At 51.1% G+C, this 18,860-nt stretch carries 20 protein-coding genes; 17 read left to right on the top strand and 3 right to left on the bottom strand.

Features of this window, described 5'->3' with window-relative positions; translation table 11 throughout:
- Positions 1-56: 56 nt before the first annotated feature.
- Together D5281_RS13180 and D5281_RS25725 are read left to right on the top strand one after the other, a co-directional pair.
- Positions 57-428 carry a hypothetical protein gene (locus D5281_RS13180; protein WP_160560611.1) on the top strand — a complete coding sequence of 124 codons (372 nt, stop codon included), beginning with the start codon at positions 57-59 and terminating at the stop codon, positions 426-428.
- Entirely contained in the window at positions 425-589 is a 165-nt protein-coding gene (locus tag D5281_RS25725) for a hypothetical protein (protein WP_277935353.1), read from the top strand. The genes D5281_RS13180 and D5281_RS25725 overlap by 4 nt, the downstream gene beginning before the upstream one ends.
- Before the next feature lie 250 nt (positions 590-839).
- On the opposite strand, the gene D5281_RS13175 is transcribed toward D5281_RS25725, so the two are convergent.
- On the bottom strand, positions 840-1,187 hold the full coding sequence (locus tag D5281_RS13175; RefSeq protein ID WP_160560610.1) for a DUF1413 domain-containing protein: 348 nt from the start codon (positions 1,185-1,187) through the stop codon (positions 840-842).
- A 128-nt stretch (positions 1,188-1,315) separates the two neighbouring features.
- Here D5281_RS13175 and D5281_RS13170 point away from each other — a divergent pair, with 128 nt between their 5' ends.
- The 6 genes from D5281_RS13170 (at position 1,316) to D5281_RS13145 (ending at position 10,277) form a co-directional block, all read left to right on the top strand.
- Positions 1,316-4,402 (top strand): phage tail tape measure protein, encoded by a 3,087-nt coding sequence (locus D5281_RS13170; protein WP_160560609.1) that lies wholly within the window; start codon positions 1,316-1,318, stop codon positions 4,400-4,402.
- Positions 4,399-5,235, top strand: coding sequence for a phage distal tail protein domain-containing protein (locus tag D5281_RS13165; RefSeq protein WP_160560608.1), 837 nt, complete (start codon positions 4,399-4,401; stop codon positions 5,233-5,235). Before D5281_RS13170 ends, D5281_RS13165 begins: the two co-directional genes overlap by 4 nt.
- Positions 5,222-6,301: a hypothetical protein gene (locus D5281_RS13160; RefSeq protein ID WP_160560607.1), complete on the top strand. Its 1,080-nt coding sequence runs from the start codon at positions 5,222-5,224 to the stop codon at positions 6,299-6,301. Before D5281_RS13165 ends, D5281_RS13160 begins: the two co-directional genes overlap by 14 nt.
- A complete protein-coding gene (locus D5281_RS13155) occupies positions 6,294-8,414 on the top strand; it encodes a glycine-rich protein (protein ID WP_160560606.1) in 2,121 nt (706 codons plus the stop codon). Before D5281_RS13160 ends, D5281_RS13155 begins: the two co-directional genes overlap by 8 nt.
- A 94-nt stretch (positions 8,415-8,508) precedes the next feature.
- Complete coding sequence (locus D5281_RS13150; protein ID WP_160560605.1) at positions 8,509-8,928, top strand: phage holin family protein; 420 nt, start codon at positions 8,509-8,511, stop codon at positions 8,926-8,928.
- A 2-nt stretch (positions 8,929-8,930) separates the two neighbouring features.
- Positions 8,931-10,277 (top strand): N-acetylmuramoyl-L-alanine amidase, encoded by a 1,347-nt coding sequence (locus D5281_RS13145; RefSeq protein ID WP_160560619.1) that lies wholly within the window; start codon positions 8,931-8,933, stop codon positions 10,275-10,277.
- A 99-nt stretch (positions 10,278-10,376) separates the two neighbouring features.
- Here D5281_RS13145 and D5281_RS13140 read toward each other — a convergent pair whose 3' ends face one another.
- Positions 10,377-10,634, bottom strand: a complete 258-nt coding sequence (locus D5281_RS13140) for a helix-turn-helix domain-containing protein (protein ID WP_160560604.1) — start codon at positions 10,632-10,634, stop codon at positions 10,377-10,379.
- 164 nt (positions 10,635-10,798) lie between these two features.
- Between D5281_RS13140 and D5281_RS13135 the strand changes: the two genes are divergently transcribed.
- Positions 10,799-11,185 (top strand): hypothetical protein, encoded by a 387-nt coding sequence (locus D5281_RS13135; protein WP_160560603.1) that lies wholly within the window; start codon positions 10,799-10,801, stop codon positions 11,183-11,185.
- Positions 11,186-11,268: 83 nt separating this feature from the next.
- Here D5281_RS13135 and D5281_RS13130 read toward each other — a convergent pair whose 3' ends face one another.
- Positions 11,269-11,577, bottom strand: coding sequence for a hypothetical protein (locus D5281_RS13130; RefSeq protein ID WP_277935352.1), 309 nt, complete (start codon positions 11,575-11,577; stop codon positions 11,269-11,271).
- 185 nt (positions 11,578-11,762) lie between these two features.
- Between D5281_RS13130 and D5281_RS13125 the strand changes: the two genes are divergently transcribed.
- The 8 genes from D5281_RS13125 to dprA all read left to right on the top strand — a co-directional run bounded on the left by D5281_RS13125 (position 11,763) and on the right by dprA (position 18,811).
- On the top strand, positions 11,763-12,191 hold the full coding sequence (locus D5281_RS13125) for an RNA polymerase subunit sigma-70 (protein WP_160560602.1): 429 nt from the start codon (positions 11,763-11,765) through the stop codon (positions 12,189-12,191).
- Entirely contained in the window at positions 12,184-12,402 is a 219-nt protein-coding gene (locus D5281_RS13120; RefSeq protein ID WP_160560601.1) for an SHOCT domain-containing protein, read from the top strand. Before D5281_RS13125 ends, D5281_RS13120 begins: the two co-directional genes overlap by 8 nt.
- A 1-nt stretch (position 12,403) precedes the next feature.
- Positions 12,404-13,915 (top strand): recombinase family protein, encoded by a 1,512-nt coding sequence (locus tag D5281_RS13115; RefSeq protein ID WP_160560600.1) that lies wholly within the window; start codon positions 12,404-12,406, stop codon positions 13,913-13,915.
- Entirely contained in the window at positions 13,900-15,483 is a 1,584-nt protein-coding gene (locus tag D5281_RS13110; protein ID WP_160560599.1) for a recombinase family protein, read from the top strand. The genes D5281_RS13115 and D5281_RS13110 overlap by 16 nt, the downstream gene beginning before the upstream one ends.
- Before the next feature lie 256 nt (positions 15,484-15,739).
- Positions 15,740-16,606, top strand: coding sequence for a hypothetical protein (locus tag D5281_RS13105; protein ID WP_160560598.1), 867 nt, complete (start codon positions 15,740-15,742; stop codon positions 16,604-16,606).
- A gap of 160 nt (positions 16,607-16,766) precedes the next feature.
- A complete protein-coding gene (locus D5281_RS13100; protein WP_160560597.1) occupies positions 16,767-17,015 on the top strand; it encodes a hypothetical protein in 249 nt (82 codons plus the stop codon).
- Between the two features lie 124 nt (positions 17,016-17,139).
- Complete coding sequence (locus D5281_RS13095) at positions 17,140-17,637, top strand: magnesium chelatase subunit ChlI family protein (RefSeq protein ID WP_160560596.1); 498 nt, start codon at positions 17,140-17,142, stop codon at positions 17,635-17,637.
- 43 nt (positions 17,638-17,680) lie between these two features.
- Positions 17,681-18,811, top strand: coding sequence for a DNA-processing protein DprA (dprA, locus tag D5281_RS13090; protein WP_160560595.1), 1,131 nt, complete (start codon positions 17,681-17,683; stop codon positions 18,809-18,811).
- Positions 18,812-18,860 lie beyond the last annotated feature (49 nt).

Genomic DNA, 18,860 nt, shown 5'->3' with positions numbered 1-18,860 from the left:
TGACAGGAAAATGAGCAGATTTGTGACAGCGGATAAGATTGAATCTGTGACAGCTCATGAAGTTATTAACAGAAATAGACGGGCAGGATGTACTGTTCAAGGCATCGGCGGCGATACCGCGCATCTACAGGCTGAAATTTCAGAGGGACATTTATAAGGATTTACGGATTCTGGAAAATAGCATAGGCGAGGGAGATGAGGAGAGTTCCAACTTGGATTTATTCTCTTTGGAGATGTTCGAGAATATCGCCTATACGATGGCGAAGCACGCCGACCCTCAGATACCAAATGATGTGGACGAATGGCTGGACGGTTTCAACACATTTTCCATCTACCAGGTATTGCCGCAGCTTATAGAACTGTGGGGGCTGAACGTGAAGACGGATGTGGAGGCTAAAAAAAACTTCGCCCAACTGAGCGGGAAATGACCACGCCGCTGTTCCTGCTTCGGTGTGTACAACTTGGGCTTTCGATGGCGGACTTGGAACTGCTGTCCATCGGGCTGATTAATGACATGTATGCTGAGAGCATGAATGATTCCTGTACCTACGCGGTGCTTGGGACGCAGGAGGATATGGACAGATTCTAAAAGGGAATCCATAAATAGGATTCCCTTTGTCTCAGTACAAATATGAATTGGGTTTGCACCTTACAATATTGACTGTGCCAGAGCGCACCAGCCATGAAATATTGCCAGCCACGACCTGTTTTGGAACGTTAAAGCGGGTGGAAAGGTTATCGATAGCGGTCCGTGTGCGGCAGCTGGTATAGGCGGATATATGTTGAATGATGAGGTTCCTGATTTGCGCATTTATTTGTATTCTTGACATTTTTCCTCCTTAAACGATTTCATAGATGGCGTGTTTTTTGGGATTGAAATTTCCGGTGAAGCGAATCTTGGAACTGTATTCCGCTGTAACTAAATTATAAAATTTTCGACCAAATTGACCCGCTGTCCCATTAGGGAGATTCCAATCATCACCAAACAATTCTGGGACTGTAAACTGCTCGCCGGGAGAGTAGTTAGTGATGGCACGATTGATGGCATCAAGGGGTGTAAAACTAATCTGGCCTGGGAAAAGTTGGATCCGAATGAAATCTTGAAGCGACAGCTTCGCATTCATTGCAGCGTTACTGATGGATTCATAGTTCTCATCAGAAACGGTAAATTTGATAGTTCTTGACATTTGCAATCCTCCTTATCAGCAAAAAGTTGCGAACCACGCAAAAGGCGTGTCCATGCCTATATAATAAGGCATGGACACGCCTTTGTCAATAGGAAAATAAAAAATTTTGCTTAAGGAGGTGGGGAGCCTTGGGAGTAAGTAGAATACAAGGAATCACAGTTGAAATCGGTGGCGATACAACAAAGCTGACAGCCGCATTAAAAGGGGTAAACGGGGAGATTCGCACCACGCAGTCACAGCTTCGGGATGTGGAGAGATTATTAAAGCTGGACCCCGGCAACACGGAACTGCTGGCACAGAAACATCGGCTCCTTGCGGAAGCGGTGCGGGAGACGAAGGAGAAGATGGAAACCCTGAAAACCGCTGCAGAACAGGCAAACGAGGCGCTGGCAAAAGGGGAGATCACCCAGGAGCAGTACGATGGCTTACAAAGGGAGATCATAGAGACCGAGGAGCGGCTGCGGGGGCTTGAAGAACAGGCGAACCAGTCGGCAGTGGCGGTGCAGAAGATTGCCGCCGTGGGCGAAGATTTAAAGAACCTTGGGGATAAGATTTCCGGTGTTGGCACCACCCTCACCAAGACCGTGACCACGCCCATCGTGGGGCTTGGCACGATGGCGGTAAAGACTGCCGCCGATTTCGATACCGCCATGAGCCAGGTCGGGGCGGTGTCCGGGGCAACGGGAAAAGACCTTGATGCCCTGCGGGATAAAGCCCGTGAGATGGGGAGCAAGACCAAGTTCTCCGCATCGGAGGCAGCCGAGGCAATGAATTACATGGCGATGGCCGGCTGGAAAACTTCTGATATGCTCTCCGGCATAGAGGGCATCATGAACCTTGCCGCCGCTTCCGGGGAGGATCTGGCAACTACCTCTGATATCGTGACGGACGCATTGACGGCTTTCGGTTTGACGGCGGCAGACTCCGGGCATTTCGCGGATATCCTTGCGGCGGCAAGCAGTAATGCCAATACCAACGTCTCCATGATGGGCGAGACCTTTAAATACTGTGCGCCCATTGCCGGGGCGCTTGGTTTCTCCGCAGAGGATACCGCAGAGGCAATCGGGCTGATGGGAAATGCGGGCATCAAGTCCACCCAGGCCGGAACTGCGCTCCGCACCATCATGAGCAACCTTTCCGGGGAAGTGAAGATTTGCGGAAACAGCATCGGGGAAGTGACCATTGCTACCACCAATGCGGACGGGAGCATGAGGGATTTGAGTGCTATCCTCGCAGACTGCCGGACGGCTTTCGGCGGATTGTCCGAGTCCGAAAAGGCAGCGGCGGCAGAGGCGCTTGTGGGGAAGAATGCCATGTCGGGATTCCTCGCATTGATGAACGCCGCCCCTGCGGACATTGAGAAGGTGAGCAGCGCCATAGCGAACTGTGACGGGAAGTCTGCGGAGATGGCGGCCACCATGCAGGATAACCTTGCCGGGCAGCTTACCATCCTAAAGAGCCAGTTGCAGGAGCTTGCCATTTCCTTTGGTGAAATCCTCATGCCCGCCATCCGCCAGATCGTCACATGGGTGCAGGGCTTTGTTGATAAGCTGAACGGCATGGATGAAGGCACCAAGAATACCATTGTCACTATCGGGTTACTCGCTGCAGCAATCGGCCCCGTGCTTATTGTTATCGGGAAAGTTGTGTCAGCAGTGGGCAGTATTATGACCTTCATCCCCACGCTGGTCGGCGGCATTTCCAGTATCGGCGGAGGGCTTAGTGCGTTGTGGGGAATACTTGCCGCAAACCCGGTCACGTTGGTCATTGCGGCAATCGCGGCACTGATAGCCATCTTCGTGGCACTGTGGAATAACTGCGAGGGCTTCCGTGAGTTCTGGATCAACTTATGGAATGTCATCAAGGAAGCGGCTATTGCGGTGTGGAATGGATTAAAAGACTTCTTCTCCAATATCTGGAACGCCATCACCGGGGCGGCGCAGGCCATATGGAACGGTCTGAAAGATTTCTTTAGCGGATTGTGGGAAGGGATAAAAAATATCTTCCAAACCGTCCTTGATGTGATAAAGACGCTCATCGTGGCGCGGTTCGAGTTCTATAAGACCATCATCACCACGGTCTTAAATGTGATACAGACTGTGGTATCCACGGTATGGAATGCGATAAAAAATGTGATCGAGATCGTGACAAATGCCATCGGCTCTTTCCTTTCCTCCGCATGGGAGGCAATCAGGAATACCGTCACCACGGTAATGGAGGCAATCAGAAACGTCATTACCACGGTATGGGAAGCCATCAAGTCAGCGGTGACGGCGGTGCTTTCCGCCATTAAGGACGTGGTGGTTTCTGCGTGGGAGACGATAAAGAGCGCCATTTCCACAGCGATGGAGGCGATACGCTCTGCGGTCATTGCCGCATGGGAAGCGATAAAGAGCGCGGTTTCCTCTGCGATTGAAGCGATAAAAAATGTGGCTGTGGCGGCATGGGAGGCCATCAAGTCAGCGGTCATTTCCATTATGGAGGCGATAAAATCTGCCATTACCGCAGCGTGGGAAGCCATCAAGTCCGCAGTCAGTTCCGTGGTCAATGCGATAAAGGAGGTCATTACTTCCGTCTGGAACGCCATCAAGTCTACGGTGACCAGTATCGTGGGAGGCATCAAGGACGCGGTGGTGAATGTATTTAACAGCCTGCTCTCCGGCATCAGGAACGCCATGAGCGGCATTGCCGGGGCAGTGAAGAGCGGATTCGATGCGGCAATCAACTTCATCAAGAGCCTGCCCTCACAGGCATTGCAGTGGGGCAAAGACATCATTGGCGGGCTGATAGACGGCATCAAGTCAAAGATCAGCCATCTGGTAGACAGCGTGAAGGACATCGCGGGGACGATTGCGTCCTTCCTGCATTTCTCCGAGCCGGACGAGGGGCCGCTTTCCAACTTCCACACCTTTATGCCGGACATGATCGATTTACTCGGAAAAGGCATCAAAGGCAACCTCGGAAAGCTGACCGGCCCCATGAAGGAACTGGCAGGCACACTTATCCCTGCCACGGATTCCATGACGGCAGGGGCGCAGGCGGCGGGCGGTTCCGGCGGAAGTTCCTCACTGGCGGCAAGGCTGGATGCCATGTATGAGGTGGTGACAAAGTATCTGCCCAGGCTGGCAAACAGCCAGGTGGTATTGGATTCCGGGGTGCTGGTCGGGGAATTATCTGACGGGCTGAACCGGGAGCTGGGAAAGGCGTATTCATGATAAGGAAATTCAGGCTTATAAACGGGGAAGGGATGTCTTGGGATTTGAACGCCCGGACATCCTTTTTCCATTCCATTGGCGGCTTCGGCTATAAGGACGGGACGCAGTATGAACAGATCGGCACGGACTTCATCCCCCTGGAGGAATTATTCTCACAGGGCGTGATGACCGGGCGCATCTTCTTTGGCGGGATAAGCGCATACAAAAACTACCGGGCATTTTCAAGATTTGTCCGGGCGGTGCCGCTGACCCTTGTGTATGAGATGGAGGAGGCATTCCGCATCCCGGTGCGGATGACGGAGGTTACAAAAAGCGAACTGATGACGGGTGGAGCAGGGCTGGATTGTGAGGTGGCTTTCACGGCGACCGGGCAGTTTTACAGGAATGTTTCCGGCTACAGCGGGACGCTTTCCATCGGCGGGAAGATATACCCCTACGAATACACCTATGCTTATGCGGATGTGACGCAGAACACGCTGATGATTGACAGTGACAGCCGCGGGGACAGCCCGTGTAAAGTGACGGTGTACGGCCCCTGCACGAACCCGGTGTGGAAGCACTATGTGAATAATGTTTTGTATGAAACCGGGCGGTATGAAGGGAATATCCCGGACGGGCATAAGCTGGTCATCGACACCACGCAGATTCCCTACAGCATCACGGAGCGGGGCGTCAGTGACGAGGTGGTGGCGGACAGGTACCAGATGTGCGATTTTACCACGGAGCGGTTCTTCCACCTGCAGTACGGCAGCAACCGTATTTCTGTGGTGCATGAGGGACTGAACATCTTAAACGTGATGGTGGAAGGGAGGATCAGCTATGAGACCGTATAACGTGGAGATATTCACGCAGGACTTTGAGATGGTGGGGAACACCAATGTAAATGAGGTCACCTGCAAAGAGGATTATTTATCATCGGACGGCAATACCGTGACGGTGCTTGCCCTGCCCGGCGTGAAGAAGCAGGACTATATCCGCATCAGCAGAGGTAATGAAGAATATGCAGGGATTGTGACGGAGATCGGCTATGGCACGGATAAGTCAAAGAAGTTACAGACCATTTCCTATAAGCCGCTCATGGAACTGCTCAATACGGATGTTCTGTTTGATGTGGATTTGCAGGGGCAGGGGAGCATGGAGCAGTTCATCTGTGACAGGATAACGGAAATGTTCATCACCAATGAGGATGAAATGCAGAATATCAAGGGGCTTTCGGTCAGTGCGGCCACTGCCACAAAGGACTGGAACCTTCACATCACGCCCTCCGACAAAGGCGGGCATTACAATATCGTGAACCTGATCGATTCCGTGGTCATCCCGGCACTGGAGAAGTACAGCATCCTTGTAAAGGCAAGGCTGGATATCCAGAAACGGGAAGTACAGATCACGGTGGGAAAAGCGGCGGCAGGCATCATCACCATAGAGAGCGACCTTCCCAACATCATCAAAAAGAGCGTCACAATAAAACAGGTCAGTGCGGATGTGAATAAACTGGTGATTTATGATTCTTCCGATTATGAAAAGAAAAGGGTGTACTACCTTCATTCCGATTTGGGATATGACACCAAAGACCGTGACCGCATTACCCCGGTGGTCTGTGAGATGCAGGCAGTTTCCCATGAGGAGGGGAGCAGCTTTGAGAGTGCGGCCATCAGCGCCGCCCATAACAAGTTTGCTAACCTTTCCTATTCCAACCTCATAGAACTTACCATGCTGAACGGTGACGCTCTTGTGAAGCCGGAGGAACTGGAATTCGGGCAGGTGGCGGATATCATTTCAGACGGGGAGAGCTACCGTAGCATTTTGACCGGGAGGGAGCGTGGGAAGAATACCAAGCTGGTGTTCGGCACGGTGCGGCTGGACTTGACAAAGATTTTAAGGAGGCAGGAGAATGGCTGACAACATCACACTGAAAACCTACAAGGGCGGCAATGTCACGCCGCAGGATGACGCCATCATCTATGAGACGGCAATCCCCGGCAGCGGCATCTTCAAAGGATGTGAAGTGACCTATGCCAGAGGGAATGTGCTTCATATCTCGCAGGGCTTTGGCATGATACGGGGGCGCTTTTTTGAAGTGTATGAAACAGAGATAGACGTGCGCCTTGCGGACGTGGGGGAGACGCTGGACGGACGGGTGTATATCCACCTTGACCTGTCAAATACGGATGAGCCGATCAAGATACTGGCGCAGGCGGCAGCGGAGCTTCCGCCGCTGGATGCGGACGTAAATATCAATTACAACAATTCCTCCTATGACCTGGAACTTGCCATTTTCACCGTATCTTCCGCTGGCTTGGACGGCCTTACAAAAGTGTTCCCCACGCTGAAAGCCGGGAGCGGCGGTGGAGGCGGAGGGGAGACCCTTACCCGCGCCACTTCCTATTCCGTAGGGGATGCGGTGACGGCAGTGGGCGCTCCGGGATGGGCGACACTGGTCTGCACACAGGCAGGCACCACCGCCGCATCGGAGCCTTCCGGTTATTCGAGGATCACGAAAGTGGGGGATAAGGTGCTGGACGGCACCGCAGTGTTTACGGCAAGGAACATCATCGGGGAGCTGGACGGCGTCATTTCTTCCACGGCATCCCTCGGAGAATCCATGCAGACATTAGATTCTAAAGTGACGGAGATGATGAGCAGCACCGGCCTTGTGATGAAACTGGTGAGCATAGATGAATACCAGGCGTTGGAAAGCTACAGTGCAAGCACCATTTATCTCTGTTATGAGGATGAAACCACAAAACGTGTGACGCGGATTTTCGTTGGCGAGGACAGGGTGTATGCGGCGGGCGTCAAAGTGACATACCAGATCGACACGGGATATTCATTAGAAAGGACTGTGCCGGACAGGGAGGACGCCATTGCCGCCGCCCCGGATGCCGCACTGGATGGATACACTTTTGTGGGATGGCGGCAGGATGATTCTGCGGAAAAGAAGGCACTGGCGGAATATATCATTACTTCGGAAGAGCCGGTCACGCTCTATGCGGTGTTCAGAAAGCAGATGACCATCGGGCTGATGCCCAATGGCGGCACCCTTACAGAAACCGGGGCAAAGGAAAGTTTCACCGCATTCTGTTACTACAACAACGGGAATTCCCAGAGCGAGCCTACCACAGTCCCGGCAAGCCCCTACACAAGAAAAAATATGTCCTTCTGCGGGTGGAGCATTGACTCCCTCTCCACGCCATCCTATAGGCCGGGGGAAATGGGCGTATTCCCTGCGGATGCCACCCTTTATGCCATGTGGGTGACCACGGAATATGATTTCCCTTATACCGGGAATTATGTGCAGTTCACCATCCCGCAGGACGGAATCTATGAGTTTGAGGTGTGGGGTGCTTCCGGCGCTGATGCGAAAATTGACAGCCTTGTGGCGGAAGGCGGGCTTGGCGGGCATTCCAGAGGCTATAAGAAGATGAAGAAGGATGAGGTGGTTTATATTTTTAACGGTGGATCACCGAATGGCACGTCATCGGGGGCAAACGGAGGTGCGGGCGGCTACAGTTACTCAAGCAGTAAGCAGTATGGGGCGGGAGGCGGCGGTTCCACCCATGTGGGTACAAAATCGGGGTATCTCGGCTCTACCAGTTCCAGCGGCTTAAGCTATGCCAACCGCTCCTGTGTCCTGATTGTGGCAGGCGGTGGAGGCGGTGGGGGAATTGACAATGGGACAATCCATAAAGGCGGTGATGGGGGCGGTGAGAGGGGCGGCGATGGCTCCGGCGGTGCCCTGGGCGGACGCCAGATATCCACAAGCAACAGCCCTTCTGAAAATTTTGGCATGGGGGATTATTATTCAGGAAGCGGCACCTGCTATTCCGGCGGCGGAGGCGGGTGGTTCGGCGGGAATTACGGCCTACGCGGGGAATCCGGCGCGGGAGGCTCCGGCTATGTGGACGGTGTTGCGCCATTCACCCACAATGGGAAATATTACCCTGCGGAAACCGAGGCAGGGGTGAACGAAGGAAACGGGAAAGCATTCATCCGGTATGTGGAATGTGCATAAGGACAGTTAAATACTTCTATGGGAACAGGCGGTTGTCCGGGATTGGGCGGCCGCTTTTTCTATACAACAAAATTTTTTTAAGGAGGGTTTCACTATGAAGGAATTCTGGAACACGATCCAACTTATTTTCGCCGGCATCGGGGGATGGCTCGGCTGGTTCCTCGGCGGCTGCGACGGCCTGCTGTATGCGCTCATCGCATTTGTGGTGGTGGATTACATCACGGGGGTAATGTGTGCCGCTGCGGATAAGAAGCTGTCCAGCGAGGTGGGATTTAAGGGCATTGCAAAGAAGGTGCTGATCTTCCTGCTGGTGGGGATTGCCAACATCCTCGACGTGCAGGTCATCGGGAGCGGCTCCGTGCTGCGGACGGCCATCATCTTTTTCTATATCTCCAACGAGGGTGTGAGCCTTTTGGAGAATGCCGGACACCTGGGGCTGCCCATTCCGGAAAAGCTGAAGGAGATTTTAGAGCAGCTCCATGACAGGGCAGAGGACGGGAAGGGGGACGAATGACTATGAAACTGGTGGAGAGCATCCTGACAAGGAACCCCTGCTATACGGCGGGGCGGAAGATCACGGTCAAGGGGCTGATGCTCCATTCCGTGGGCTGCCCGCAGCCGAAAGCGTCCGTGTTCATCAGTTCGTGGAACAGCCCGTCACATGACACCTCCTGCGTCCACGGATTTATTGACGGGAATGATGGGACGGTGTACCAGACGCTCCCCTGGAACCACCGGGGATGGCACTGCGGAAGCGGCAGCAAAGGGAGCGGGAACAATACCCATATCGGAGTAGAGATGTGCGAGCCTACGTGTATCAGATACACAGCAGGCTCAAACTTTACCTGCTCCAACCTGGCAGAAGCACGGTCGGTGGCTGAAAGGACCTATGGGGCTGCGGTGGAACTGTTTGCCATGCTCTGCAGGAAATACAGTCTGGACCCGCTGGCGGACGGTGTTATCATCAGCCACCGGGAGGGCCACGGCCGGGGTATTGCCAGCAACCATGGCGACCCGGAACATCTCTGGACGCAGCTTGGTATGGGGTACACCATGGATTCCTTCCGCAAAGCGGTCAGGGCGGCAATGGATAAGGACGGCACGGACGGATACACGGAGATCATGGGGAAGGCCGTGGCAACGGCAGACCAGATGAAGTCATATATCAGGGGAAAGAATCCGTCCGTGGAGCCGTCCGTACTGGATATGATCCCACTGTATCTTTCGGAAGGGGAGGCAGAAGGCGTAAGGGGCGATATCGCCTTTGCACAGTCCTGCCTTGAGACGGGGAATTTTGCTTATTCCGGCTCTGCGGTCACGCTTTCGCAGAACAATTTCTGCGGCCTTGGGGTGACGCAGAGGGCGAAAAAGGGGCTTTCCTTTGAGACCCCGCAGTTCGGCATCCGGGCGCAGGTGCAGCACCTGAAAGCCTATGCTTCCGAAGATGCGCTGAAGAACGGCTGCATTGACCCGCGTTTCAGGTACGTCACGAGGGGCTGTGCGCCCTATGTAGAGTGGCTTGGGCAGAAGGAGAACCCGCAGGGGAAAGGCTGGGCGGCAGGGGAAAGGTATGGGGAGAAAATCCTCTCCATCCTGAAAGCTGTCATGGATGAGGGGAAGGTACAGTTCATGGAGAGCCTCACCCTTTCCGCGCCCTATATGGTCAGGGTGGCGATCCCCGACCTGAACATCCGCAGGGGGCCGGGGACAGGGTATGCAAAAACAGGGAAATATACTGGGATCGGAAATTTTACGATTGTGGAGGAGGCTGACGGGAAGGGGGCGTCAAAATGGGGGCTGCTGAAAGCCTATCAGGATAAACGGGACGGATGGATTTCCCTTGACCATGCGGTAAGGGTATGATGGAGCATCGGTGATAATGAAAATGCCTGCGGACGGCCTATAGCTGTTCGCAGGCGTTATTTTTTTGTGTGGCTGACAACAGGAAGTGTCTCCCGTGCTTTAGATGGAATGTTTTGCGGCGTCCATTGATACAAGCAGGTCTTCCATATGTACTTCCAAAATTTGGCTGAGCATATAGAGATTGTCTATTGATGGCATGGACTGCCCTTTGAGCCATCGGTATATGGACTGCGGGCATTCCAGCCCAAGCATTTCCTGTATTTCACTTATGCTGTGACCGCTCTGCCTGATTCTGCTATGTATTTTTTGACCTGACAGAATGGCATCAAGTGATGTGGGTGTGTTCCCGGCTGCCATAGTAATCCCTCCTTTCCTTAGTGATGCATGTTAACTCTAAAACACATAATAATCAACTAAAAAATGAGCGTATAAGAAAAAACGAAGCAGGAAAAACAAGTTGCAATGCGGGGAAACTTATGCTTATATATGAGACGCCAAGAGATACAAGGAGGTGGAGGAAGATGCAGGAAGCTTTTATTTCGGATGAGGAACGGGAGAAATGCAGGAAGGTAGCAGAGGCATTCCGGGAGGCTCTTGAAGGGGAGGACCTGGTGGTGCTTGACGCAGGGCGGTTCGGGTTTGTGAAGCTGCAATATTACAAACCGCCATGGGGGTTTGATAGTGTGTCTACATTTCTGGATGCTGGGACACTGTTTGATGATCTGTGGGAAGAATGGATGGATTCGCAGCTTCTGGATTATGCAAAAGATACGCCGATGGTGGAAATGGAATACGACCAGATATTCAGGTGTATGCCGAAGGAAATGCAGGATTCCTATGTGCTGAAAAAGCAGGAATTCATGGAAGCCGCAGGGTGCGGGTTCCTGTCGGGGTTTGGCAGGCCCTGAAAACATACAGTTACGGCAATGCCCGTAGAAGCCCATCCAAGGCTCCTGCGGGCATTATTTTTTTGCCATCCTGAAAACGCGGCTTATGTTTTTAGGATGGATTCTGCGTATGCATGGACGTCAAGCCGGTTGCGGAACAGTTCAATGCAGTCTGAAAAGCCGAGCAGGTATGCGAGTGCGCCGTAACGGGCGCCAAGTGCGTTCTGTTCGCTGACATACCGGTCTATGAGCATCCGTGTTTCTTCCGGCAGCTCCATGGCATCCAGTTGGCCGGAGTATACATCTGACTTCCGCAGGATTTCTTGGTAGTCCTCATCTGTCCCTACGATGCTGTTCATGATGGTGTTCACCCGCAGGTCCATCAGCTGGTACATTACGGAATCTTTATCCATGGCGGTATCCCTCCTTTCCTTAGTGTTGCATGTTAACTCTGAACCAGCAAATTATCAACATGAAAATGCTTTTTTCTGCGGATATCGGCATGCTGATGGGATGCGTTGTCTAAGCCATATTTTGCCTGAAATCCATGGGGCGTAGAGGGGTTTACTTTTTTTCCAGTAAGTAGGAGGTAACGCCTATGACGGAAGGACAGAAAACCAGCATCACGGACATGAGGGGGCAAGGGTACGGGTATGTCAGGATTGCACGGACACTTGGCTTGTCTGAGAATACGGTGAAATCATTCTGTAGGAGAAAGGGGCTGGCTGGAAGGGCGGATCCCGAACCATATGCGGCTGTCCCGATTATGGGGGGCAAGCGTCCCTGCCTTTGCTGCGGAACGGAAGTCGTACAAACCCCTGGCAGAAAGGAGAAGAAGTTCTGCTCAGATAAATGCCGCAACAAGTGGTGGAACAGCCATCTTGACAGGGTAAACCATAAGGCGGTCTATGAATTTATCTGCCAACACTGCAAAAAGCCGTTCACTGCCTACGGCAATGCGGGCAGGAAATACTGCTCCCATGCATGTTATGTGGCTGACAGGTTCGGGGGTGGCGCGGATGAGTGAGGAGCAGTTCCGGAACGAGAAAATGTACCACGCCACCATGAACATAGCGAAATCCCTCATGGAGCAGGGGGCGATGACGGCAGAGGAATACGGTCAGATTGATACAATTTTCCGGGAAAAATACCGCCCAATTTTGGTTAGTTTACAAATAGAAATGAGTGGATATAAAGCTGATTCTATGGCATCATGTGACACTGACAAGGAGGGATGATATGCCGAGAATCAGCGTAATTGGGGCAGCCATGCCGCAGTTGAAGAAAAAGAAAAGGGTGGCCGCTTATGCCAGGGTGTCGATGGAGACCGAAATGCTCCTGCATTCCCTTTCCGCGCAGGTCAGCTACTATAACGCTCTGATACAAAAGAACCCGGATTGGGAGTTTGCGGGGATATACGCAGACGAAGGCATCAGCGGCACCGGAACCGCACACCGTGACGACTTCAACAGGCTGGTTGCGGACTGCGATGCCGGGAAGATTGACATGGTGCTGGTAAAGTCCATCAGCCGTTTTGCGAGGGATACGGTGGACACCCTGACGGTAACGAGGCGCCTGAAGGAGCTTGGGATTGACGTCTATTTTGAAAGGGAACGCATCCATTCCATTTCTGACGAAGGGGAGCTGCTGCTTACCCTGCTTGCGTCCTTCGCACAGGAGGAATCGCGCAGCATTTCCGAGAATGTGAAGTGGGGCATCCGGAAACGGTTTGAACAGGGCATCCCGAGCGGGCATAAAGCGCCATACGGATATGAATGGGACGGGGAAATGTACCGGGCCATACCAGAGCAGGGCGAGGTCGTAAAGGAGATTTTTGCAAGGTACCTTTCCGGCGCATCTGCCTACGGGATTGCGAAGGAACTTTCAAAGCGGGGTATCACGGGGCAGAAAGGCGTCCCGATGGACGACTCCACCATCAAGTTCATCCTCACAAACCCGTCCTACACGGGCTCCATGCTCCTGCAGAAGAATTTTATTTCCGAGGGGCATACGAGGAAAAGGAATAAGGGCGAGCTGCCCATGTACATGGTGGAGGGTATGTTCGAGTCGCTCATCCCGCAGGGGGATTTTGAAAAAGCGCAGCTCATACGGGAACAGAGGGCGGATGCCGCCGCCAATAAAAACCCGGTACTCACGGCTTTTTCCGGACTGGTAAGGTGCGGGGAATGCGGCTGTTCGGTGAGCAGGCGCACCACAAAGTACGGCAAGAAATGGAACTGCAATACCAGGGAGCGCAAGGGGAAAACGGAATGCGGGCTCCGGCCGGTATATGAAACCGAGCTGGAGCAGGCGGCAGCCAGGGCGCTGCGGCTTGAGGCTTTTGACGGGGATGCCGTTAAAAGGGAAGTAGGGCAGATTGTCATAAACAAGGACAGCATTGAATTCCGCATGAAAAACGGCCAGAACAGGGAGGTCATGCGGGCATACCGGAAAGGCCACGGCGCATTTTCGCAGAAGATCACCTGCGGGTGCTGCGGAAGGAAGCTGGAATGTGATTACTGGAAGATGGGCCCGAAAGGGCAGAAGAAAAGGTACAGAGTGTGGGTGTGCCGTGGATGCTCTTTCCACAGGCTGCTGGATGACGAGTTCCGGGAGGCAGTGGCGGAAGTCCTGGGGCGGGAGGATTATGAACCACGCTTTGTGAAGGAGGTTTCAGGCGTGACAGCATATGAGGACAGGTTTGAATTTCATTTTGTGGAAGGAAAGGTGGTCGAATGGCAAAGAAAGTAACAACCATACCCGCCACGCTGAACCGGTTTGACTCCAGGCCGATTGCGGCGGCGAAAAAGCGGAAGACGGCGGGATATGCGAGGGTATCCACGGATTCCGAGGAACAGGCGACAAGCTATGAGGCGCAGGTCGATTATTACACCCGGTACATAAACGGCCGCGAGGATTGGGAATTTGCCGGAGTGTATACGGACGAAGGCATCTCCGCAACGAACACAAAAAAGCGCGACGGTTTTAACCAGATGATTGAGGATGCCCTGGACGGGAAGATTGACCTTATCATCACGAAATCGGTCAGCAGGTTCGCAAGGAATACGGTGGATTCCTTAACGACAGTAAGGAAGCTGAAGGAGAAGGGCATTGAGGTTTATTTTGAAAAAGAGAACATCTACACGCTGGATTCCAAGGGGGAGCTACTCATCACCATCATGAGTTCCCTTGCGCAGGAGGAGTCAAGGAGCATTTCGGAGAACACCACATGGGGCAAGCGGAAGCAGTTCGCGGACGGCAAAGGCAGCCTTGCCTACAGTACCTTCCTCGGATATGAGAAAGGCGAGGACGGCAGCCTGCAGGTGAACCCGGAGCAGGCGGAAACGGTAAAGCTGATATACCAGCTTTTCCTGCAGGGATTAAGCCCATATGCCATCGGCAAGAAGCTGACGGGGCTTGGCATCAAGAGCCCTGCGGGGAAAGACACCTGGCACCAGAGTTCCGTCAAGAGCATCCTCACCAACGAGAAGTACAAAGGGGATGCGCTCCTGCAGAAGCAGTACACGGCGGATTTCCTTACGAAAAAGCGGAAAAAGAACCAGGGGGAGATACCGCAGTATTATGTGGAAGGGAACCACGAGGCGATCATCCCGCCCGAAACATGGGAGCTGGTGCAGGAAGAGTTGGAAGGGCGGAAACGGATGGACACGAGGTACAGCAGCGCCAGCATATTTTCCTCAAAAATAAAGTGTTCCGAGTGCGGGAACTGGTACGGCTCCAAAGTGTGGCATTCCAAGGATAAATACCGCAGGGTTATCTTCCAGTGCAACCGTAAGTTCAAGAACGATAAGAAGTGCCAGACACCGCACCTTACCGAGGATGAGATAAAGGAAGCCTTTGTGAAGGCGGTCAATGCGGTCATTCCGGAGAAGGATGAGCTGATAGCGAACACCAAGGTAATGATGCGGACATTATGCGACACCACGGAGCTGGAGGTGGAGCAGAGCCGCCTTCTGGCCGAGATGGACGCTGCGGTGGCCATGACAGAGAGGATCATAGCAGAGAACAAGGCCGCCGCCACAGACCAGGGCGAATACCAGAGACGCCGCAATGAACTGGTCGCCCGGTATGAGGCGGCCAGGGATGGGTACGAAAAAGCATCCGGGGAGATTTCCGACAGGCAGGGGAAGAGGAAAACCTATATGCGGTTTATCAGCGGGCTGCAAAAGCTGGACGGCTTCTGCGGAAAGTTTGATGAGGAACTTTGGACGGCGCTCCTTGACTACGCCACGGTTTATGCCAGGGATGACATCCGCTTCACTTTCAAGGCGGGGAACGAAGTGAAAGTTACTGGATAGGTAAAAATGTGCAAATTTTGCCATATAATAATAGAAAAAAATTTTTGTTAAGCCGGAGACTTTGGTGTTTTCCGGCTTGTTTTCTTGTGGGAATTTGACGATAAATATGGTATAATAAATTTTAAGAATAGAAAGATTACTAAAAGCGAAAATTTGTGATAAAAAGTCCAGCTATAAATCGTAAAGTAAAGAAGAATGATGGTGAAGCGGTAAAAAAGGAACAAAATCAGATCATCATACAGGAGAGGGATGTTATATGAAGAATAAAGGGTATGCGAAAATTATAATATGGATAATAGTTTTGTATATAGTTGTGAGTACATTTATTCCAATAATATTTAAGTATGCCATATTTGAGAATCCGACATTATCCAATCTGTCGAATAATGAATGGGCAGGATTTTTAGGCAGTTATGTTGGTGGAATTCTTGGAGGATTAGGAACACTGATTGCATTGTACATTACGGTTAAAAACAGCATGACTGTTCAAGAGGAAAACAAAAGGGAAACAGACCAGAGAATAGAAGAGGAATACAAAAGACATCAAGCGGAAATTGCTGCGGAAAAAGAAAAAAATGATAAACGTGATAGGCAGCAGTTTGTAAATAGTATCGCAAAAGAATTGGGGGTATATATAACTCATATTTCAAAGTATCATTATGCAGGTTTAGATGCGGAGAACTTACGAGATAGAGTTAGTAATGCAAAAACAGAGTTAAATCAAATTGAGCAAAAATTGAAAATTGTTGATGATAAGCTTTCTGCGGTTAACGTAGATGATTCGGATGAGATAATAAGAGTTAGTGCAGAACGAGATACGATCGTAGATGAAAAAGATCGATTGAACAGGATATACAATGAAGCATTAGCAGCACAACGTTCAAATTCTGAATTTGGAAATAGACTTGCTGCTAATGAAGCATTTTTTACATTGAAAGCTGTTTTAAGCAATATTAAGTTAGCAGATAATTTTCAGCAGAAACTTAATGAAGTACATTGCGGAGCTGGATTCAAACACTCTCAAGAAGAAGTCTATGGACAGTGGATTGGGGCAGAAACAGAAGAATTGATTCAAGAGTTTACTGTATTTATGAATAAGTATGTAGAGAATGTGGAGAAGTAAATTTCTTCTAGTTGTGTGCTAGGCAAAGGGAAATTAGATTCATTTATCTACCATATGTAAAAGTTCCTATGAAAAGCTGCACACGGGCTTAATCTATAAAGATGCTGAAAGATTTTTTAAGGGGCGAAGGTCATAGACGCAATGAACGGAGGGAATACATATGTCATCGGGTATGGGAAGAGAACTATTGGATGGAATACAGAGCGGTGCCCAGGAGATGGTGAAGGAGAGAATAGATGGTGAAGTCTCCCGAATCCAAATAATGGATATAACGAGGGCGGCAGCAGCCTTGCTTGATGCAAATGTTGAGGAAGAAACCATTGAAAGGCTTCTGTGCAAATATTGGGATTTGCGACCAAGCGAGGCTCATAGGTTTATCCATGAGGGTGAGGAGGAACGAAAGATATAATTAGGAAATCCGGACTTCGGTCTGGATTTTTTATTGCCCGGAAAGGGTGTGCATTTATTATGAAGAAATGCCGATTCAAGCCGTTTGTGAGAGGGTGCATCGTTATAAGGTTGGGGGTGCATCGTTGAATTGTATCAATTTCACTGTAACAATGAACCCCTGCCCTTGCGGTTATTATCCGGACAAAAGCAGGTGCCGGTGTACCCCATTTGAGATCCATAACTATTTAAGCCATATATCCGGGCCTATTTTGGACAGGATTGACCTTTGTGTGGATGCTCCCCGAGTTGAAATAGGGCAGATCCGGGATGGAAAAAAGGGAGAAAGCAGCGAGCGTATGAGGAAAAAGGTTATGACAGCCAGAAGCCGGCAAAGGGAGCGGTATCAGGGGACATCTATTCGGTTTAATTCCCAGCTTTCGGCAGGAGAAATTGAACAGTATTGCCAGTTGGGGAAAGGGGAAAAGGAAATGTTGGAAAAGCTGTTTGCCTCCTTTCATTTAAGTGTCAGGGCTTACCATAAGCTTTTAAAGGTGGCCAGAAGTATAGCTGACTTGGAGGAAAGCGGGCAGGTTTTAAGAAAGCATTTGCAGGAGGCGGCCTGCTATCAGGTCAGAGATTAGGGTGAAGATTTGAGTTGCCGCGAAGCGGTGATGTGGGGGTATTATGACAGAAAATAAGATTTATCAGTATTGGATGCATAACCTGCCCGGAATCGGGGACAGGACGATTGAAAAGCTGTTAAAGGCCTACGGAAGTGCCAAAGCAGTTTATTTTGCGGAGGAGGATTCCCTAAAAAAGGTGTTTCGGGAGGATAAAATAAGGAAAATAAAAGAGTTTTCCAGAGGATGGAACCCGCAAAAAAGGTACCAGGAGCTTTTAAGGAAAGGAATTGCCTTCTATTGTCTTGAAGATGCTGCATATCCTGAAAGGCTAAGACGTTTATCGCATCCGCCCTATGCCCTTTATTGTATGGGAAGCCTGCCAGAGGAGGACAGTCCCTGTGTAGCAGTGATTGGGGCCAGAGAATGCTCGGAATATGGCAGGTATGTGGCGCAGGCCTTTGCAGGGGAGATGGCCAGCGCAGGAATATCCATAGTAAGCGGAATGGCCCGTGGGATTGATGGAATAGGCCAGAAGGCCGCATTAGAAAGCGGGGGAGCGACCTATGCAGTTTTAGGCAGCGGTGTGGATATCATTTATCCTTTATCCAATCAAAGACTTTACTATGAAATTTTGGATAAGGGAGGCGGCATTATATCTGTTTTTCCGCCGGGAACTGAGCCTAAAAAACAACATTTTCCTGAAAGAAATCGGATTGTGGCAGGCCTGTCAGATGCGCTTTTGGTGGTGGAAGCAAGGATAAAGAGTGGTACATGGATTACAGTAGATATGGCCTTAGAGCAGGGAAAAAATGTATATGCAGTGCCCGGACGGCTTACAGACCGGCTCAGTGACGGCTGTAACCTTTTAATCAGACAAGGCGCAGGCATTGCATTATCTCCCAAGGATATGATGGCTGAATTTACCATACTGGCCAATAGAAAAGGAGAGAAAGGAAAGGGAGCCAAAGGCAAAGAAAAGAAATCGGAAACTTCATATTATAATGGTTTACTGTCCTTTTTGGATTTTTATCCCGTGTCCATAGATGAAATCCTGGAAAAAATGAAAAAAGCCGGAGAGGATATAGAAATAACAGAGCTTTTATCTAAACTTGTGGACCTATGTATGGAGGGAGGAGCAAAGCAGGTGGGAGGCACTTATTTTGTAAAAATAGCAGACAACTGCGGAGGATGACTTTCAATCGGAAATATGGTACAATCGGGCTGTTGGAAACAGGACAGGA

The sequence above is a fragment of the Parablautia muri genome (assembly GCF_009917485.1).
Lineage (GTDB): Bacteria > Bacillota > Clostridia > Lachnospirales > Lachnospiraceae > Suilimivivens > Suilimivivens muri.
The sequence above is the reverse complement of the archived record's forward strand: the minus strand, read 5'-3'. Positions and strand labels throughout refer to the sequence as shown.

What these genes read in the sequence shown, in the direction of transcription:
- D5281_RS13180 (WP_160560611.1), top strand. Translation starts at nt 57, where the DNA reads ATGAAGTTATTAACAGAAATAGACGGGCAGGATGTACTGTTCAAGGCA.
- D5281_RS25725 (WP_277935353.1), top strand. Translation starts at nt 425, where the DNA reads ATGACCACGCCGCTGTTCCTGCTTCGGTGTGTACAACTTGGGCTTTCG.
- D5281_RS13175 (WP_160560610.1), bottom strand. Translation starts at nt 1,187, where the DNA reads ATGTCAAGAACTATCAAATTTACCGTTTCTGATGAGAACTATGAATCC.
- D5281_RS13165 (WP_160560608.1), top strand. Translation starts at nt 4,399, where the DNA reads ATGATAAGGAAATTCAGGCTTATAAACGGGGAAGGGATGTCTTGGGAT.
- D5281_RS13160 (WP_160560607.1), top strand. Translation starts at nt 5,222, where the DNA reads ATGAGACCGTATAACGTGGAGATATTCACGCAGGACTTTGAGATGGTG.
- D5281_RS13155 (WP_160560606.1), top strand. Translation starts at nt 6,294, where the DNA reads ATGGCTGACAACATCACACTGAAAACCTACAAGGGCGGCAATGTCACG.
- D5281_RS13150 (WP_160560605.1), top strand. Translation starts at nt 8,509, where the DNA reads ATGAAGGAATTCTGGAACACGATCCAACTTATTTTCGCCGGCATCGGG.
- D5281_RS13145 (WP_160560619.1), top strand. Translation starts at nt 8,931, where the DNA reads ATGAAACTGGTGGAGAGCATCCTGACAAGGAACCCCTGCTATACGGCG.
- D5281_RS13140 (WP_160560604.1), bottom strand. Translation starts at nt 10,634, where the DNA reads ATGGCAGCCGGGAACACACCCACATCACTTGATGCCATTCTGTCAGGT.
- D5281_RS13135 (WP_160560603.1), top strand. Translation starts at nt 10,799, where the DNA reads ATGCAGGAAGCTTTTATTTCGGATGAGGAACGGGAGAAATGCAGGAAG.
- D5281_RS13130 (WP_277935352.1), bottom strand. Translation starts at nt 11,577, where the DNA reads ATGGATAAAGATTCCGTAATGTACCAGCTGATGGACCTGCGGGTGAAC.
- D5281_RS13125 (WP_160560602.1), top strand. Translation starts at nt 11,763, where the DNA reads ATGACGGAAGGACAGAAAACCAGCATCACGGACATGAGGGGGCAAGGG.
- D5281_RS13120 (WP_160560601.1), top strand. Translation starts at nt 12,184, where the DNA reads ATGAGTGAGGAGCAGTTCCGGAACGAGAAAATGTACCACGCCACCATG.
- D5281_RS13115 (WP_160560600.1), top strand. Translation starts at nt 12,404, where the DNA reads ATGCCGAGAATCAGCGTAATTGGGGCAGCCATGCCGCAGTTGAAGAAA.
- D5281_RS13110 (WP_160560599.1), top strand. Translation starts at nt 13,900, where the DNA reads ATGGCAAAGAAAGTAACAACCATACCCGCCACGCTGAACCGGTTTGAC.
- D5281_RS13105 (WP_160560598.1), top strand. Translation starts at nt 15,740, where the DNA reads ATGAAGAATAAAGGGTATGCGAAAATTATAATATGGATAATAGTTTTG.
- D5281_RS13100 (WP_160560597.1), top strand. Translation starts at nt 16,767, where the DNA reads ATGTCATCGGGTATGGGAAGAGAACTATTGGATGGAATACAGAGCGGT.
- dprA (WP_160560595.1), top strand. Translation starts at nt 17,681, where the DNA reads ATGACAGAAAATAAGATTTATCAGTATTGGATGCATAACCTGCCCGGA.